General features: G+C 52.7%; 17 protein-coding genes. 7 read left to right on the plus strand and 10 right to left on the minus strand.

Annotated elements, in window-relative coordinates; translation table 11 throughout:
- Positions 1–109 precede the first annotated feature (109 nt).
- The 6 genes from HMPREF1628_RS02365 to HMPREF1628_RS02390 all read right to left on the minus strand — a co-directional run bounded on the left by HMPREF1628_RS02365 (position 110) and on the right by HMPREF1628_RS02390 (position 6,532).
- Entirely contained in the window at positions 110–664 is a 555-nt protein-coding gene (locus HMPREF1628_RS02365) for a hypothetical protein (protein ID WP_034507405.1), read from the minus strand.
- 463 nt (positions 665–1,127) lie between these two features.
- Positions 1,128–1,616 (minus strand): restriction endonuclease subunit S, encoded by a 489-nt coding sequence (locus tag HMPREF1628_RS02370; protein WP_084703162.1) that lies wholly within the window; start codon positions 1,614–1,616, stop codon positions 1,128–1,130.
- Positions 1,617–1,635: 19 nt separating this feature from the next.
- A complete protein-coding gene (locus HMPREF1628_RS02375) occupies positions 1,636–2,202 on the minus strand; it encodes a restriction endonuclease subunit S (protein ID WP_156956839.1) in 567 nt (188 codons plus the stop codon).
- A complete protein-coding gene (locus HMPREF1628_RS02380; protein ID WP_052038787.1) occupies positions 2,156–2,734 on the minus strand; it encodes a restriction endonuclease subunit S in 579 nt (192 codons plus the stop codon). Before HMPREF1628_RS02380 ends, HMPREF1628_RS02375 begins: the two co-directional genes overlap by 47 nt.
- Complete coding sequence (locus HMPREF1628_RS02385) at positions 2,728–4,629, minus strand: HsdM family class I SAM-dependent methyltransferase (protein ID WP_232219357.1); 1,902 nt, start codon at positions 4,627–4,629, stop codon at positions 2,728–2,730. Before HMPREF1628_RS02385 ends, HMPREF1628_RS02380 begins: the two co-directional genes overlap by 7 nt.
- Positions 4,630–5,155: 526 nt before the next feature.
- Positions 5,156–6,532, minus strand: a complete 1,377-nt coding sequence (locus HMPREF1628_RS02390) for an aminotransferase-like domain-containing protein (protein WP_232219358.1) — start codon at positions 6,530–6,532, stop codon at positions 5,156–5,158.
- A 90-nt stretch (positions 6,533–6,622) separates the two neighbouring features.
- On the opposite strand from HMPREF1628_RS02390, the gene pdxS reads away from it, so the two are divergent.
- From pdxS to HMPREF1628_RS02415, 5 genes are all read left to right on the plus strand, one after another.
- A complete protein-coding gene (pdxS, locus tag HMPREF1628_RS02395) occupies positions 6,623–7,504 on the plus strand; it encodes a pyridoxal 5'-phosphate synthase lyase subunit PdxS (protein WP_034507413.1) in 882 nt (293 codons plus the stop codon).
- 217 nt (positions 7,505–7,721) lie between these two features.
- A complete protein-coding gene (locus HMPREF1628_RS02400) occupies positions 7,722–8,441 on the plus strand; it encodes an AzlC family ABC transporter permease (RefSeq protein ID WP_084703163.1) in 720 nt (239 codons plus the stop codon).
- Positions 8,438–8,758 carry a branched-chain amino acid transporter permease gene (locus HMPREF1628_RS02405; protein WP_034507415.1) on the plus strand — a complete coding sequence of 107 codons (321 nt, stop codon included), beginning with the start codon at positions 8,438–8,440 and terminating at the stop codon, positions 8,756–8,758. The genes HMPREF1628_RS02400 and HMPREF1628_RS02405 overlap by 4 nt, the downstream gene beginning before the upstream one ends.
- Positions 8,759–8,908: 150 nt before the next feature.
- Positions 8,909–9,331 (plus strand): TM2 domain-containing protein, encoded by a 423-nt coding sequence (locus HMPREF1628_RS08965; RefSeq protein ID WP_156956841.1) that lies wholly within the window; start codon positions 8,909–8,911, stop codon positions 9,329–9,331.
- 67 nt (positions 9,332–9,398) lie between these two features.
- Positions 9,399–10,373: an aldo/keto reductase gene (locus HMPREF1628_RS02415; RefSeq protein ID WP_198030387.1), complete on the plus strand. Its 975-nt coding sequence runs from the start codon at positions 9,399–9,401 to the stop codon at positions 10,371–10,373.
- Here the strand turns inward: HMPREF1628_RS02415 and HMPREF1628_RS02420 are convergent.
- Positions 10,353–11,285: a DUF808 domain-containing protein gene (locus HMPREF1628_RS02420; protein ID WP_034507419.1), complete on the minus strand. Its 933-nt coding sequence runs from the start codon at positions 11,283–11,285 to the stop codon at positions 10,353–10,355. The genes HMPREF1628_RS02415 and HMPREF1628_RS02420 overlap by 21 nt on opposite strands.
- Before the next feature lie 119 nt (positions 11,286–11,404).
- Here HMPREF1628_RS02420 and HMPREF1628_RS08970 point away from each other — a divergent pair, with 119 nt between their 5' ends.
- The gene (locus HMPREF1628_RS08970; protein WP_156956843.1) at positions 11,405–11,929 is read left to right on the plus strand and encodes a hypothetical protein; all 525 of its coding nucleotides are present in this window, start codon (positions 11,405–11,407) and stop codon (positions 11,927–11,929) included.
- Positions 11,930–11,996: 67 nt separating this feature from the next.
- Here the strand turns inward: HMPREF1628_RS08970 and HMPREF1628_RS02430 are convergent, their stop codons facing one another.
- Positions 11,997–13,919 (minus strand): FAD-dependent monooxygenase, encoded by a 1,923-nt coding sequence (locus HMPREF1628_RS02430; protein WP_034507423.1) that lies wholly within the window; start codon positions 13,917–13,919, stop codon positions 11,997–11,999.
- A 195-nt stretch (positions 13,920–14,114) separates the two neighbouring features.
- Between HMPREF1628_RS02430 and udk the strand changes: the two genes are divergently transcribed.
- Positions 14,115–14,819 (plus strand): uridine kinase, encoded by a 705-nt coding sequence (udk, locus tag HMPREF1628_RS02435; RefSeq protein ID WP_232219359.1) that lies wholly within the window; start codon positions 14,115–14,117, stop codon positions 14,817–14,819.
- On the opposite strand, the gene HMPREF1628_RS08600 is transcribed toward udk, so the two are convergent.
- Both HMPREF1628_RS08600 and deoD read right to left on the minus strand, forming a co-directional pair.
- Complete coding sequence (locus tag HMPREF1628_RS08600) at positions 14,772–15,368, minus strand: DNA-3-methyladenine glycosylase I (protein WP_052038789.1); 597 nt, start codon at positions 15,366–15,368, stop codon at positions 14,772–14,774. The genes udk and HMPREF1628_RS08600 overlap by 48 nt on opposite strands.
- 137 nt (positions 15,369–15,505) lie before the next feature.
- A complete protein-coding gene (gene deoD / locus HMPREF1628_RS02445) occupies positions 15,506–16,213 on the minus strand; it encodes a purine-nucleoside phosphorylase (protein ID WP_034507425.1) in 708 nt (235 codons plus the stop codon).
- Positions 16,214–16,354: the final 141 nt, after the last annotated feature.

The following is a 16,354-nucleotide window of genomic DNA, read 5'->3' on the forward strand; positions in this document are numbered from 1 at the left end:
TTAGCTCCACTAACTGCCTGCTGGTGTTGATACAATTTCGCGCCAGCAGGTTTTGTTTTGCATGCGTGGTTCATTTTGTTTGTGGAGCGTGAGCCTTTGGTTTGGGTAATTACAGTTCAGGCGGCCAGGGAACGAAATCAGGTTCTAGGAGCAGAAATTCTTCCACCTTGTCTGGATATATCCAGACGATTGCTGGTCCTTGCACTTCTAGTTCCGCTAAACGTATCCGTCCTGGCACAGTAGCGATGTCCTTGATAATGAACTCGGTTATGTCGCGTGGAATCCAGTCGCTTCCTTGTTCAAATATGAGTTCGCGCGGTGTGCCATCGAACGTGTAGTTCACGGTCATCATTCCGTTAGAGTCCCAGGTCGATGACACGTCTGTGAGGCGATCTTCCACCTCTACGGTGTTAGCGATTTCGTGGATGAAGGCGGGGTAGTCTTGCTCGTCATAGATGCATTCGTAATCGATGAATACGAAATGGCTGAACGCCGACACTCCTGCGTGATCAGAGGCCCAGAGCACTGATTCTTCGTCATAGATATCTTCGGCTTTGAGGGCTTCTGGGTTGCGAAGCGTGAACCCCATTTCTTGCAGTTGAGCAGCAACCATCAAAGTGGTGCCGTAGTCGAGTGTTTCAGTGAAATCGTCTTCGTTGTCCACTCGATCATTTTCCCATGGAAGATCAAGGGGTGGCAGTGTTGCGTCTCGTGATTAGCTGAAGGCGACTGTGGCGCCGTCTTTGAGTGTCACACTTCAATCATCCAATGTTCAAAACACCGGCGTCTTACCCAAAACCTTGCACTCACGCACTAAATCCGATGCCCGCATTAGCGTGCCCATCGCTGTGTCCTTCCGCTTGACCATTCGTGCGAATTCGGCATGCCTATACAGCTATAGAAGCACGAGTATCCAGTCAAAACCCGCATAGAATCAAGGAAACGGAGCGAGTTGAGAGGGGTGTCAACAAGCGCCAACGAGATGAAACGACCGGCAGGTGGGTTAATACCCCGTTTGATTCAAGAACTTTTCACGCGCAACGCCACGGCCGCTGAGCAGCCCACAGGATGCAGAGATTCAACCTCCCCTAGGGGAGTGCCCCAGCCATCACCGCGTAAAAACAGGATCACTCAAGCCGACAAAGCTGCCGCATCAAAACTAGTGTTTCTTGCGCCTGCGCATAGTCAGTCATCGCATCCCAGTCCGGGTTGCTAGAAGATGTGATAGGAAGCAGAATGCTAGTTTTATTAAGCCGCCCAAGGGTTGCTCCGTTTCCTCCCCAATTAAATTTAGCCATCTGCTTTTTTAAAAGAGGAATTATGAACATAGCATTGTAACGGTTGATTTCGGGATGTGAAAGAACTTGAATATTCTGCCCAGTGTAGAAGGGCTTTACCTGATAGAAAACCGTTTGCGTGTCCAAGCCGATAGTGATTACATTTCCAGCATCGGGTTTGTATTTATCTTCTTGCTTTGCGCCTATAAAAGATTGAATTCCATTTGAGCTTTCCGTCCTCGTGACATACGGAACCAGCCCCATTGCATCCACAATTTTATTCTTGTCGATTCCGCTCTTGGTCGCCTCAATCGAGAAGATGCCGCTACTTCCACCGATAAAGAAGTCAGCCCACTCTCTATCCTCTAGCTCCCCCCCGCAGGGTTACGGTGGTGACGAGGTCGTCGTAGCGTTCCTGAAGCAGGCGCGTTGCGTAGTCTAGGGTCTCGTTTTCAATTCTAGCGATTTCAGATTCCATAAAGGCAGTGTTCAACTCACCGCTAACGGTAATAGGGAGCTTAAGGCGCTGCTCACCAAGGCGTGTGGAATTTGCGGTGTACGAATACGAGTAGCGGTCTTTATTAGCCTCAATACAACGCGCAATAAACCGCAGCACTCCCACGCTCATCGGCTTTTTCGGGGTAAGAATATTAACTTTTGTTCCGGTATAGAACTCGTGGGTCTGCGCAAAAGGTTTCGCTGTCTCGTTACCTATGGTGATCGCAGGCACCCGGCTCCACAAATATTTCTCATCATGACCAACAGTGAAACCATCTAACCCGTTACTAGTTTCCTTGCGGGTAACATACGGTGTCCAACCAGAATGTCGATCGATCTTGTTACCATCAAGGTTCTTGCCGATCGTGATAGTGAAAAGATCACTCAGCCTTGCCCCCCCCCCACAGCGAATCAGGCAAAGCGCCAAGCGACAACATATTATTGAGCAGGCGATCCTTGAAATACGGCAGCACTTTCTCCAACATCAGCTTTTCCTGCTCACACATATAAGCCGCCATAAACTCCCAATCAGGATCGCCTTTATGATCAACGGGGAGGAGAATAATTTCACGACGGATTCGTCGATCATTAATTTCTCTGTTGAAGCTGTATTTTTCCTGAAGACGCTGCACTAGTGGTATGAGGAACTTATATACGTGTTCGTTAAACTTTGGATTTTTTAGCGAGGTAACGTGATCGCTCGCTACGAATTCATATGGGTGAAAGAAAGTGGTTCCCACACTCCCGCTGTTTGCGACTGTTAAACAGTATTCGTATTGGCGGACACCGGCTTCATTGCCAACAAAAGCATCAACGCCGTTGTTGTTAGCGGTTGATGAAACGTAAGGCTTTCGTCCGGAAACGTGATCATCCTTCTTAAGTCGTTTTCCTCTGCTAATGAAAGGAAAGACCACTTCGTAATTGAAAACCTCCCATTCTCTGTCTTCGAGTTTCAGCATGGGGCTTCCTCCTTTTCGAAGAGGTATCCGCGTCCGTGGGTGAGCATGTCGAACTCGAAGGTGAGGTAGTCAGCGATGGTTTTCTGGAAGTCTGCTTCGGATGGGATTTCATCGTTGAAGTAGTAGAAACTGTGGAGCCATTCATCGCTAGCTTCTACGGTGGTTTCTACCATGAATTTTGATGGTGCCTCCATGTTGTTTTGGTAGCAGTCGAGCAGCTTGGCAAGTTTGTCTTTTGCGGTTTCGGTTTCTACCAGGCCTACGTGCTTGCGCACCACCCAACCGTCATCTTCGAAATTGAAGAACTTCACCAGCTTGTCTTTAGGGTGTGGCTCGTGAGCAATGAACACCGCGATACAGGGGTTAGTGCCAACCTGATAAAAAGTATTCTTGTTTAATGTCACCACGGTTTTGAGTGTGTGGTGTTTTAGGATGCGTTGTTTGGCTTTCTGGTCTTCTTTTGATTTTCCAATCATGGTGGATTGCGGCACAATCACAGCCACCCGTCCACCAGGGCTCATGGAATCTATCAAATGTTCCACGAAAGAAATCTCGCGTAACTGTGAAGTCGCGTTGTTTTTACCTTGCGAATAGGGAGGGTTCATCATCCCGACACTGGGCGCTATCTCACGTTGAATTTCTTCTGCCGCATGGTCGAAGAAATCAGTGCATTCCAGGTTGGAGCGTCCATCACCTCGAAGAATCATGTTCGTGGTAGCCACCGTAAACATATCTTCACGCAACTCGTAGCCATGTATTTGGTGTTCCTTGATTTCTTTACGCTGATTAGCGTTTTCTGCAGCGTTCAGCATGCGATGCATAGCAGCGATCAAGAAACTAGAGGTACCGGTGCACGGGTCGAACACAGTATCGGTCGGCTTCACCTGAAGCAGATCACAAAAAAGCTGGCAAATATGGGTAGGGGTAAGCACAACACCAAGGGATTGACCATCCCCACCGGAATAACTCATGAACTCTGAATAAAAACGCCCCAGAATGTCTTCTTTCACGTTCGCTCGAAGTGATTCAAGGATGTTCTTCTTCAAGAATTCCCCATAATATTTCAGTGGGGTTTTACCTAAATCCTTACGAACTTTGTTCAGGGAAGTACGGTCTTTAATAATTGTGAACTGGTTGAGGATCATCTCCCGCTTCACGTCAGGTTTGACCCGAATTCTTCGCAAATGCGATTCTAGAGCAGTCCAGACAATCTGCCCATCGGTACGCGTCTCGTCACCAGTTAGCTGATCAAGACTAAAACTAGGATCCTGTAAAGCCAACAACAACGCAGAAACCACGATAGGTTTTTCCGTCTCGCCAAGCTGAGCATAATCGCGAAGATCCTCGTGAAGCTCTTTGGCTAGCTTCACGATTTCTTCTAACTCGATCTCCCTATCAGCCTTAATACCACGAACCTGCTCATCATAGAACGCGCCAATATTGTGTTCGTTGAAATTAGTGAAGGTCTCTACAGACTCCAGCACCTGCACCGTGTCGCCATCACAAAATGCTGGCTGAATAACATGATGCCTTTCATCTCCCGAAACACCAATAGCAAACACTTTTTTGAATGGCGTGTTGGCCGCAATATGCTGCCCGTAATGCACACCGCCGTTTACGGCATAGTCAGTAACAGCTTTCAGACTCATATCCAGAGAGCCATCATCAAGCAGCGAAACCTGAAAATCGGTATCCCGTTTGTCCTCCACAACAAGAACAAAGCCATCGACCACTGCCAAAAATTCCGGGCTACCAATATGACCAGTGCCCCGCTTAGAAGCGGTTTTTAACGCCTCATCAATTTCTTTTACACCACTGATCTCAGCCGTAGCCTCAATACCCGCAGCTTGGAGTAACCGAGCAACCATAATGTCAGTATTCTTTTCGCGCGCCACCGCTCCTCCTTACCTCGCTCCACGCGCGAATAGAAACGCCAACACGAAGCAAAATCCCATACCGCATCATGGAAATGAATAAATGAAACTCAGCGCAATTCTACCGAAACGGTCACCTAGAGACTCTTAAGACGCCCCGAGGTCACCCCAAAATCAAAACCAAAGCGGAACGATCTGCACCGACTTGGAACTGAACCAACTCTCACGCGGCAGAAACTGGTGTCGTATAGTGGGTGCTCACGTTTGAAGCCATGTGAAGGATCATCTGCAACCTGCACCTTTGAGACCCGACCTGAGCGCCGGAACCATGGAATTCTAAAAGCCCCGATTTGCCTTATTCTCAGCGGGAAAGATCGCCCGAGCCACTCACGCCACGTTCGCCACTTTGTATCAACTCCAGTAGCTACATAACCAAATTTCATTGAGTGGCATCTCACGGCAGGGCGTTCCCAGTCGTGAGATTTTGGTTTTAAGGCCACTCTGCACGTATTGCCGCGGGCGATAGCCAGGTAGCTGCCAAGGTCTGTTAGGACCAGACTCGCGTGGTTTGCTCGGGCACGATCTGGCGTAGCTTCCTGAGCGCCGCGGTTAGTTTTTCCCGACTTCCTGCGCCTAGTCCAACAACTATTCCCGGTGTTCCGGCTCGCCCCGACCAGTATTTGCCCAGTGATTCTACAGCTAGTCCGGCCTTGTGAGCATCCGCTAGAACTTGCTCTTCAACGCTGCTGGGAAGCTCTATGATGGCCCCCAGGCTTCCATCCATGGTGCGGCCCTCAGGGAAAATCTGCTCAAAAACGCCTCGCCTAAATTTGTACTCGCGGCGCATGCGAGCAGTGTGCAAGCGCAGACCGTCAGCAGCTAGGAAGTTGGCGAGCGCATCTTGTGCTATTCCACAGACGGGGGTGAGCCTGGCAGCGATACCTTCGTGTAGCGCTTGAGGCACGATGACGTATCCCAATCCCAAGGCAGGAGTGAGCGTTTTCGCAAATGATCCGAGTAGCACCGTGCCAGCAGGATCCAGCGCAACGAGGGCGGGGTGAGTGGCGCGTAGCTCAGAGTCGTAGTCGTCCTCGATGAGGAATGCACCTGGGGTGGCGCGGCGCCACTCCACTAGCTTGCGCCGCTTTCCGGCCGACATTTGCAGGCCGTATGGAAATTGGTGGTTAGGCGTAACGAGAACGGCATCAGGGGACAGATCACGCAACGCTGTAGAAAAGAAGCTTTCATCACTGTTTGGCAGAAAAGTGGTTTCCCAGCTGATCGAAGCCGGCACTGCGCGAAGAGACCCAAACCCCGGATTCTCTACGGCGAGGCGGTTGCTTCGGGATGGTTCATGCAAACTTGCTGTGCGCAACCCTAACGGAGAGCCGTAGTTAGAACGACGCATGGCTGCGAGCGTGGCGAGTGTGGCGCGTAGTCCATCACGGGTGCCGGCGGTGACGAGTATGGACTGCGGGTCGATGGACACGGCCCGCGTGAGCCGGAAATGCTCGGCAAGTAGGTAACGCAGGCGGTCCGAACCCGGGCTTGGGTACGCATGCGGCTCAGCAACGGCCATGCGCCAGGCCCCGCGCCAAGCGGAAGTAGTGATAGCCTCCAAAGGAGCGCCGGGCCGGAGCAAACTCGGGGCCGGCACAACCGGCGTAGCACCGGGCTTAGATAATCGCGACTGCCTCGTCCGCACAGTGATCGCAAGGTCCGGGTGGATGCGACTGCCCGAAGGTGTGGAAAGCAAGATGCCCTCGCCGGAAAGCTGCTCGTACGCACTAACAACCGACCCTCGCGACACCCCGAGTTCGTCAGCTAACGCGCGCGTTGAGGGAAGTCGGTCACCGGGTGTGAGCGAGCCATCTTCCAAGCGTTTACGAATATCTGCAACGATAGAAGCAGGAATTGAGGGCACGGAATCCTCCAACGCATTCGCATTGTGGTCTGAAAAAGTATTTCAAAACTGGTATTAATAATAGTCCACAGGTGGGCGAGAATAGGAACTATGAGTTACATGATTGAACCTGAAAAGCTCGTGCTCGCTGACGGCCTGAAGGGCGGCGTCATTATGGACGTTGTAACCGCCGAACAGGCCAAGATCGCTGAAGAAGCTGGTGCCGTAGCCGTGATGGCGCTTGAACGTGTTCCCGCAGACATTCGTGCTGAAGGCGGTGTTGCGCGTATGTCAGACCCTGATCTTATCGAGGGGATTATGAATGCCGTGTCGATTCCCGTCATGGCTAAAGCGCGCATCGGCCATTTTGTGGAAGCGCAAGTGCTTCAAGCACTCGGCATTGATTGGGTGGATGAGTCCGAGGTGCTTTCGCCAGCCGACTATGTGAACCACATCAGCAAGCGAGAATACTCCGTTCCTTTCGTGTGCGGCGCAACGAACCTTGGTGAAGCCTTGCGTCGTATCAATGAGGGCGCAGCGATGATCCGTTCAAAGGGTGAGGCCGGCACCGGTGATGTTTCGGAGGCCACCAAGCACATTCGGAAGATCAAGCAGGAGATTGCAGCGCTGATGAACCTCACCGAGGATGAGCTGTACGTGGCGGCCAAGGAGCTTGCTGCTCCATATGGCCTAGTGGCTCAGGTGGCTCGCGAGGGTAAGCTTCCCGTTCCACTTTTCGTGGCAGGTGGCGTGGCTACTCCGGCAGATGCTGCGATGATGATGCAGCTCGGCGCTGATGGCGTGTTTGTGGGCTCGGGCATTTTTAAGTCTGGTGATCCGAAGGCGCGGGCCGCAGCTATTGTCAAGGCCACCGCCTCCTACGATGACCCGAAGGTTATTGCCGATGTCTCGCGCGGTTTGGGTGAGGCCATGGTTGGGATCAATGTGGCTGACTTGCCGGCGCCGCACCGTCTTGCCGAGCGCGGTTGGTAACCCGATAGGCGTGACTGCTAAAACTTGATTGCCCATTGTTGAGGGTTGAGCAGCGTGGGGACTGGTTCGTAATCGAACTGGTCCCCACGCTTTTGCTCTGACTATTTAACGGATGTGGGGCCGCGCCCTCCAAGGGTGTGTGAGTAGTCTCATGGCAACGTTGCCCACGTGCTGGACTGATTTTGTCTGGCTGCTGGAGCCACCATAGGTTTTTTGTATGTCCGCAACCGTACACTCTCCACTGTCTTTAGGAGCCCGAGACGTCCTTCCTGTAGCCCTGGGCTATGTTCCTCTGGGTATGGGAATGGGGATGACGCTTACGGGCGCGGGCTTGGACTGGTGGTGGGCGCCCATCTTCTCGTTGTTTATGTATGCCGGTTCGATGCAATACCTCATCGTGCCCATGATCGTGGCACGCGAGCCGCTCGCGGCGATCGCGCTTGCTACTCTTCTCATTCAGTTTCGGCACGTCTTTTACGGGATTAGCTTCCCGCTTGATCTCGTGAAGAACAAGGTGGCGAAAGTCTACTCGATCCACGCGCTCACCGACGAGGTCTATGCGGTCATCGCTTCGAAACCAAAGTCTGAGCTAACGGGGGAGAGGGTGCTGTGGACGCAGGTTTTCGCGCACGCCACCTGGACTTTAGGGTGTACGCTCGGCGCGCTAATTGGGCTTGCTGTTCCGATTGACGGGCGCATTCTTAACTTCGTGCTGACGTCGCTTTTCATCGTGCTGATGTTGGAGGCATACCTCGCTAACCGGGCGCGCTTTGATCTTGCGCTTGCCGCAGCGATCGGTGTGGGCATGCTGGTGCTACCAGACTCGATTTATCTGCCCGTTTCGTTGGCCGCGCTCACAGCTACTTTGCTCATCGCCTCACGTTTACATCCGGTTATCCCCGCGTTAGGCAGAGCCAGAAGGGATGGTATGCCGTGACCGGATACATCGTCGGCGTTGTCGCCACCGTCTTTGTCATAACGTTTTCGCTGCGCGCGGCGCCATTCGTGTTTTTGTCTCGCGTGCGTGATTCCGAAACACTTGCATACCTTGGTGCAGCCATGCCGGCAGGTGTCATGCTTATCCTGGTGATTTTCACTCTTCAAGGAACCTCGTTTTCCAGTGTGGAATCCTGGATGCCGCCAACCGCAGGGGTAATCACCACGCTTGCTGTGCACCTGGCTTTCCGCAAGGTGCTGTGGTCTCTGCTCGCAGGCACGGGAGCCTTCGCAATTGTTCTTGCGCTGGTTGGATAGGGGTCACCCGAGAGGGGCAAAATTAACGAAAAAGGAGCGAGGCGTGTAGCGACACTAACTTGCAAAATGCGGCGTCTCATGTCACGTGTCCCGAGGAAATAGTTCGAGTGTTGTATCTTGGTTGCAACAGAATCTACGAGGGGGCTTACTATGAGCTATCCAGAAAACAACAATCAGGGTCAGATTCCCGGCTCTGGCGATAACTCCTACGCTAACCAGTACCAGGCGCCGCCTGCTTCATATTCGCAGCAACCCGGGGGCCAGTATTCGGGCCAGCAAAATTATGGATCATATTCGGGCATGTACGCCGATCCATACGAGGCTGCTGGGTACAAGCGCGTGAACAAGCACCTCTTCGTTTGGCTTGGAGCATTCCTCCTGGGCGGGTTTGGTGTTGATCGCTTTATGCGTGGACAGGTGGGGCTCGGCCTAGCCAAGTTCTTCTGCAACTGGTTGACGCTTGGCATTTGGGGCCTGGTGGACTGGATTATTGCCGCAGTCAAGGCTTATGGGGAAGCGTTCGGCGCCTCCGAAGAGATCGTTTTTGATCCCACGGGGGCGTACATCCGTTAACAGAAACCTCAAAAGACGGGGGCGTGCAGCTGGCGCGCCCCCGTCTTTTACGCGTTATATTGGCTGTATGAACACATCTTTGCCTTCAATGCCGTACAACCGTTTAGGATCCTCGGGCCTACAGGTTTCCCAGTTCAGCTTCGGCTCCTGGGTTACGTTTGGAAGTCAAGTAGACACGGGTATTGCCAAAGAACAGCTTCAGATCGCCGCAGAAGCCGGCGTAAACTTCTTCGACAACGCGGAATCCTATGCGTTGGGTAAATCTGAAGAAATCATGGGCCAGGCTATCCGTGAGCTCGGTTGGAAGCGCCACGAGTACATCATCTCTACAAAGCTGTTCTGGGGAATCCACGACATGGTGAACATGAAGAACACGCTTAACCGTAAGTACTTGATGCAGGCAATCGATGGCTCCTTAGAGCGTCTTGGTTTGGACTATGTGGACCTCGTTTACGCACACAGGCCCGATCCGAACACGCCCATTGAAGAAACTGTGTACGCATTTTCAGACATGATCAGCCAGGGCAAGGCCCTCTACTGGGGCACTTCTGAATGGTCTGCCGATGAGATTCGCGCGGCCTACGAAATTGCTGACCGCAGGAACTTGCGTAAACCCGTCATGGAGCAGCCGCAATACAATCTGGTCCATAGGCACAAGGTGGAAAGCGAGTTTGCCCGCCTATATGAGGACATCGGCCTGGGCCTAACTACCTGGAGCCCGCTCGCCTCAGGAATTTTGACCGGTAAGTACCTTGACGGTGTTCCCGAAGGATCGCGGGCCACGTTGAAGGGGCGTGAATCGATCGCAGAGGAGGCCCGAAAGCACGAAAAGGGTGTTTGCGCTCTGGTAGATATGGCGAAGGAACTTGAGGTGTCTCCAGCGCAGCTTGCACTGGCCTGGGTTGCGGCTAACCCGCATGTTTCCACGGTTATCCTTGGGGCCTCGTCCGCGAAACAGCTTGCGGAAAACCTGGGTGCTCTAACTGCTCTGGAGCGGCTCACCCCAGAGCTCAAGAGCAAGCTAGACCAGCTTTTCGCGTAGGGCCTTCAAGCCGTGGTGGGCGCCAACCAAGAGGGATCCTAGGATTGCGCCCACCAGCAAAGAGGCAAGCGTTTCGATAGTCCAACTCAAAAATCCCGCTCCAGCGCCGAAGCTCGCGCCCAGGTGGGCGAGGTTCTCAATGATTTGATGCGGCGCAGTCCACCCCAAATCCGCGGCAGAAACGACCACGATGTGCCCGCCAACCCAAAGCATCGCGAGCGTGCCAATCACCCCAATAGTGGCCAATACGCGCGGCATTGCGTTAAAAAGCAGTTTGCCAATTCGTTGCGAGGATGCCTTCTCTCGCTTCATCAAGGCAACGCCAACGTCGTCGATTTTCACCAAAACGGCAACCATTCCATAGACCACAAAGGTGATAAGAAAGCCGACAGCTATCAAGATTATGGAGCGTGCAACGAATCCCTCGGACGCCACTTCGTTAAGCGCGATGATCATAATCTCTGCCGACAAGATCAGGTCCGTTCTAACCGCGCTCTTCACAATCTGTTCTTCGCCGGATGGTCCTGCAACGATGAGTGGATCGTCATGCCCGCCCCCGCGCAACTTCTCCCAAACTTTTTCCATTCCCTCAAAGGCTAAGAAAGAGCCTCCCGCAATCAGAAGAATGGGTAGTACCCACGGCGCAAACTGACTGAGCACTAACGCGGCAGGCAAGATAATTAGTAGCTTGTTCTTCAAAGATCCACGAGCAATCCGCTTGATAATGGGAAGCTCGCGTTCAGGTTTAAGGCCTTGTAGATACTGAGGCGTTACCGCAGTGTCGTCCACAATAACCCCAACAGTTTTGGCGCTAGCCCTGCCGGTGGCAGCAGCCACGTCATCGACGCTTGCCGCAGCCATCTTCGCTAGAGTAGCGATGTCGTCAAGTAAAGCAACGATTCCGCCAGACATAAATCCTCCATACGCTTACGAGTGAGCATCGACAAGCAACTCATGTAAATAATGACAGAATCTGATACAGATAGCGCTGTTACTAGATAATCGCGTGTTAACTTCTACGAGGGGTGATTATGGCTTCAACGGGTAAGCATGCGCTGTGGCTAGGATGTGCGGCCTCGGTAACAGTCATGCTCGCGGGCTGTGGCGGACAAAACGCATCCCCGGAAAGTTCAACTCCACAAGCGAGCGCTTCGGTGCAAGCCCTCTCACAGTTACAACCTGGGGGAGCGGTTTCAAGAACAGCTAAATTTGGTGAGTTTGTAGAAGCAGAGAGCAGGGTGAAGGTGGCTGTTGGCAAACCGCAGCCGCTTGGAACCTACACGGGGGATCATGGCCAGCCAGTAACGCTTCCGATAACCATAGAGAATGTGGGAGAGGAAGAGTTTTGGACGGATCAAGTCACAGTTTCTGTAGTCTCTGACGCAATTAGCGCGCCAATTGTGGGATCGCAAGATTCTGGAGCCGTACCGCTTCCACCCACGCCTGTACTCCCCGGCCAGCAGGTCACGTTAGATCTCGGCTTTGAGGTTGCGGATCTATCCGACGTAATAGTCAGTCTGGATTTCATGGGACAAAGCTCGATAACCTTCCACTGATCGTTGCAGTTCGCAAAATTGGTTTCGGGGGAAGCACGAATGCGCTTCCCCCGAAAATTTCTACAGCTTAGTTTTGTTCGATGTAGATCTTCGAGAAGAACTCGCCGATTTCTTCGGGCTTGTCTAGCGGGAGAACATGTGCGACATACATGTCTGGTCGAACAACTACCACAACGCCGTCTTCGGAAAGCTCGCGCTCTTCCCAAATATCAGTGTCTGGCATATCGAAGCCGTGCCATAGTCCCTTCGGAAGCTTGCCGAAAATCTTCTCCAGGTTTTGTAGTCCAAACGGACCATTTTCGGGCTTGAAGATTGCGGGAACATTGCCCGGACAAATGTCGCGGTGGTCCTGCTGGTAGATCACCTTCACATCAAAGAGGGCATCGCGATCGCTACCCTTCGGGGTGAACTTATTAATGGGGGAGTCAACTGACTCGTCCATCCACTTAGCCCAGTCGGCTACCTTAGTCCCCGAAAGTGCGGCGCGTTCCTTGTCAGCGAATACGTATATGCGCCAGCGGCCATCAGCCTCGTGCGTGTGGCCGAGGTGGATCGGATTTGAATCCGACCGGCGTACTACCTTCGCGGACTTAAACCGCTTGCCCAGCGTGTAGCCCTTTGCCAAATCCTGATATGCATTCGAACCAACAAGTAACCCTTCGGGGTATTCCGTGCGGAACCCGTTAGAGAACTCGCCGGTTTCCAAGTAGAAGTCCTCAATCGGAATGTCGGCACCCGGCCCCTTGTATGTACCCGCTACACGTGCGGACCATTCGGAATCAAAATCGATCAGGTTTTGTGCAATAACCTGGCGTTCCTGGGTGTAGGTCTGCAGTAGGGAAGCGGGAGCCAGCCCCCTCAAAACGTGTGCAACCTTCCAACCGAGGTTGAATGCATCCTGCATAGATACGTTCATTCCCTGGCCAGCCTTAGCCGAATGCGTATGGCAGGCATCGCCGGAAATGAATACGTGCGGGTCGCGTGTTCCTACCTCTTCGGTGGGAATCTCATCGAATCGATCCGTTACGCGGTGGCCAACTTCGTAGACGGACCACCAAGCAACGTCCTTCACGTCAATCGAGTAGGGGGCAACGATCTCATTCATCCGCCGGATGATTTCTTCGAGCGGTGTCTTACGTACCGCGTGGTTGTCGTTCTCGTCAACGATGCCAAGATCCACGTACGTGCGGAACAGGTATCCGCCTTCACGTGGAATGTGCAGGATTGATCCGTGCTTGGATTGGATGATGGACTTAAGACGAATGTCGGGGAAGTCCGAGTTTGCGAGGACGTCCATGACACCCCACGCCTGGTATTGAACATCACCCAGATGGCGGGCACCGATTGCCTTGCGAACCGCAGAGTGTGCGCCGTCAGCGCCGTGCACATACTTTGCTGCGACAGTGCGAGTTACCCCTTCGTTGTCTGGGCCAGTACCAACCAGACTAACCTTAACCGGGTACTCGTCTTCGTACTTGAACTCAAGGCTAGTGAAGGCCCAACCCCAGTTTGGAACTAGACGCGACGGCGAGTTGTATGCAAACTCGCGGAAGTAGTCGAGTACGCGCGCTTGGTTCACGATCAGGTGGGGGAACTCAGAGATTCGATGCGGATCGTCTTCAGTGCGGTGCATGCGCTTAATGTGATCCGGATTCTCCGGATCCGGCTGCCAAAATGCAGTCTCAACAATCTTGTAGGCTTCCGCGGTAATTTCCGGTGCAAAACCGAAAGCCTGAAATGTTTCAACTGAACGCGCCTGAATGCCATCAGCATGACCAAGCGGAAGTCTACCCGCGCGCTTGTCAATGATCGCAGTAGAGATGTCTGGGAAAACGGACATCTGGGCCGCCATCAGCATGCCTGCAGGACCAGCGCCAACAATCAGAACATCAACTTCATCGGGGAGTTCTGCTCGGCGATCGATTCCCAGGCCCTGAGCAACTTTGACTCGGGGATTTTCAGAGACGTAACCATGGTGGTGAAATTGCACGATTATTCCTCACTACTTTGTGGGCGGCGGACCATCCCGCCGAACCGGTCGTACACATATTCGTATACGATTATGGCAACAGTGGCCGACTAATGGGCATGACTATGACTCAACTCACAGTGTAGCGAGGGGTTGTGTGCTGTGCGGGATGATTGGGTCTCACGTATTGGTTTCGCGGGAGCTGTAGGGACGTAAATGACTGAGAGAGTTTCCCTGTGGATGCAGGAGTTATTGCTCAAATCCACTAGACTTAGAAAAAATCTCGAAGATCGGGGTAGTAACGTGCGTGCGCTCGTCATCGGTATTGCTGGTGGAACTGCAAGCGGTAAGACGTCTTTAACTAAGGCGCTTGTGAAGGAATTTCAAGGGAAAACAGCTGTTGTATACCTCGATAATTATTACAAGTCGCACACCGGTCTTACTTATGAACAGCGCGCATCCCTCAATTACGATGCGCCCACCGCATTTGATATCGACTTAATGATCGAGCAGCTTCGCGAGCTCATTGATGGAAACCCTATTGAATGTCCCGTGTATGACTACACCATCCATAACCGCAGTGAAGAGGTTGTAGAAATAGCGCCTCAACCCGTTGTGATTGTGGAAGGAATTTTGTTGTTCGTGTTCCCCGAGCTTTGCGAGCTGTTTGATATCAAGTTGTTTGTGGACACGGATGCGGATGAGCGCATCCTGCGGCGTGTACGCCGCGACATGCTTGAGCGCGGGCGCACCATTGATTCAATCGAAAAGCAGTATCTAGAAACTGTGAAGCCTATGCACGACCTCTACGTCGAGCCATCTAAGCGTAAGGCCGACATCATTATTCCTGATGGAGTGCAGAATTTGGTTGCACTAGACATGATTATTAACAGGATCAACAACTACCTGCATAGTGTTTAAAACGCTCCCGATTGTCGGCTCTTCTTGTAGCCAGGGAAGGGCGAGGTCGAATGATTCCACTAGAGCTCGAATCAGTTTTGGACCGGTAAAAGTAAATCCCCAGTCGTTAAAAAAGTGGCGTAGCAGTGTCATTTGCTCCTCGCCGTAGACCGGCCAAACTCCGGGTTTGCCAGCGGAGTTTTCGAGCACGGCTAGAAATGCGTTCTTTCGCTTTTCATGTTGTACGGTGCTGCGATACTCCTGGATGGCTTTAGCGTTTTGGATAACCGCCCGGATTTTGCGCTCGTTCTTAATTGGGCTATCGCCTTGTAACAGTCTAGCGACATCCTCATCCTTCATTTTCGCAACCGTTTCGACCTTGAAGTCGCTAAACGCTGCGCGAAGTGCTTCTCGTTTGGAAAGCACGGTAGCCCAAGTTAATCCGGCTTGGAAAGTTAACAGGCTTAACATTTCAAATGCGGCGTCGTCGTTTTCTGGAAGGCGTCCCCACTCGTTGTTGTAGTACCTTCTTGTCTCTTCGTTAGCGTCCGCCCATTTTGGAATAGTCATTATTTCTCCTCTCAAGCAAAAAGTAAGCCTGCGAGGAAGCCGGGCGAAGGCGTGGAGAGCGGTGGTGTGGACGGGGGCGGGTTTGAGCCTTGTGGGGACAAGGGGGGCGCCGCCCGGCGCCCCCCTATGGTTCAGGTTTAAGCAAATGCCGCGGCTACCGCGAGCTTTAGCGCGCCCTGGAACTTAGTCTCACGCTCTTCGGCGCTCATGTCGCCAGAATGATCGAGTAGGTGGTCGGAAACCGTTAGGACCGTAAGGGCCTGTTTGCCGAACTCGGCGGCCACTCCATAGAGTGCGGCAGCTTCCATGTCCACGCCCAAAACTCCATAGTTAGCCAAGCGCTCAACCTGGCCTTCGGGCGTTAGGTAAAAGTGGTCGCGAGAGATAATGGTGCCAACGTGAACGTTCTCGGTTTCGCTGGCCGCGTCAACAGCTGCGCGAATCAGGTCGTAAGAGGCCACCGGGCAGAAGTGAAGGCCGGGTAGTCGGTAAGTGTTCATTGCAGAGTCGGTGTGCGCGCCTAGAGCAACCACAACGTCGCCAACTGCAACGTTGTGAGCGATGCCGCCGCAGGTTCCAACGCGGATGATTCTCTCAACGCCATATTCGCGAAAGAGCTCCGTTGCGTAGATGGTTGCCGAAGGTTGTCCCATTCCTGAGCCCATAACCGAAAGAGGCTTGCCGTCAACTGTGCCGGTAAATCCAAGCATTCCGCGCACGTCCGTAACTAGGCGGGCGTCGTCCATAAGCATGTGGGCGATGCGTTCGGCGCGCTTCGGGTCGCCGGGGAAAAGGACTGCTGGCGCGAAATCTCCCTTTTCTGCCGCGATGTGAGGTGTTGCCATTAGTTTTGCCTTTCTTTAATAACTGAATGGAAAAGTGCCTCCATATAGTGTTGCTCATTACAGTTTCGATCGCCAGTGTTCACACTTAGAGACAGAGTGTTGCAAATTGCGAGTAGGGCGCTATGTTTTGCTTATCTCATT

The organism is Actinomyces sp. S4-C9, from assembly GCF_000758775.1.
Classification (GTDB): Bacteria; Actinomycetota; Actinomycetes; order Actinomycetales; family Actinomycetaceae; genus Gleimia; species Gleimia europaea.

What these genes read in the sequence shown, in the direction of transcription:
- udk (WP_232219359.1), top strand. Translation starts at nt 14,115, where the DNA reads ATGACTGAGAGAGTTTCCCTGTGGATGCAGGAGTTATTGCTCAAATCC.
- HMPREF1628_RS08600 (WP_052038789.1), bottom strand. Translation starts at nt 15,368, where the DNA reads ATGACTATTCCAAAATGGGCGGACGCTAACGAAGAGACAAGAAGGTAC.
- HMPREF1628_RS02415 (WP_198030387.1), top strand. Translation starts at nt 9,399, where the DNA reads ATGAACACATCTTTGCCTTCAATGCCGTACAACCGTTTAGGATCCTCG.
- deoD (WP_034507425.1), bottom strand. Translation starts at nt 16,213, where the DNA reads ATGGCAACACCTCACATCGCGGCAGAAAAGGGAGATTTCGCGCCAGCA.
- HMPREF1628_RS02400 (WP_084703163.1), top strand. Translation starts at nt 7,722, where the DNA reads ATGTCCGCAACCGTACACTCTCCACTGTCTTTAGGAGCCCGAGACGTC.
- HMPREF1628_RS02420 (WP_034507419.1), bottom strand. Translation starts at nt 11,285, where the DNA reads ATGTCTGGCGGAATCGTTGCTTTACTTGACGACATCGCTACTCTAGCG.
- pdxS (WP_034507413.1), top strand. Translation starts at nt 6,623, where the DNA reads ATGAGTTACATGATTGAACCTGAAAAGCTCGTGCTCGCTGACGGCCTG.
- HMPREF1628_RS08970 (WP_156956843.1), top strand. Translation starts at nt 11,405, where the DNA reads ATGGCTTCAACGGGTAAGCATGCGCTGTGGCTAGGATGTGCGGCCTCG.
- HMPREF1628_RS08965 (WP_156956841.1), top strand. Translation starts at nt 8,909, where the DNA reads ATGAGCTATCCAGAAAACAACAATCAGGGTCAGATTCCCGGCTCTGGC.
- HMPREF1628_RS02380 (WP_052038787.1), bottom strand. Translation starts at nt 2,734, where the DNA reads ATGCTGAAACTCGAAGACAGAGAATGGGAGGTTTTCAATTACGAAGTG.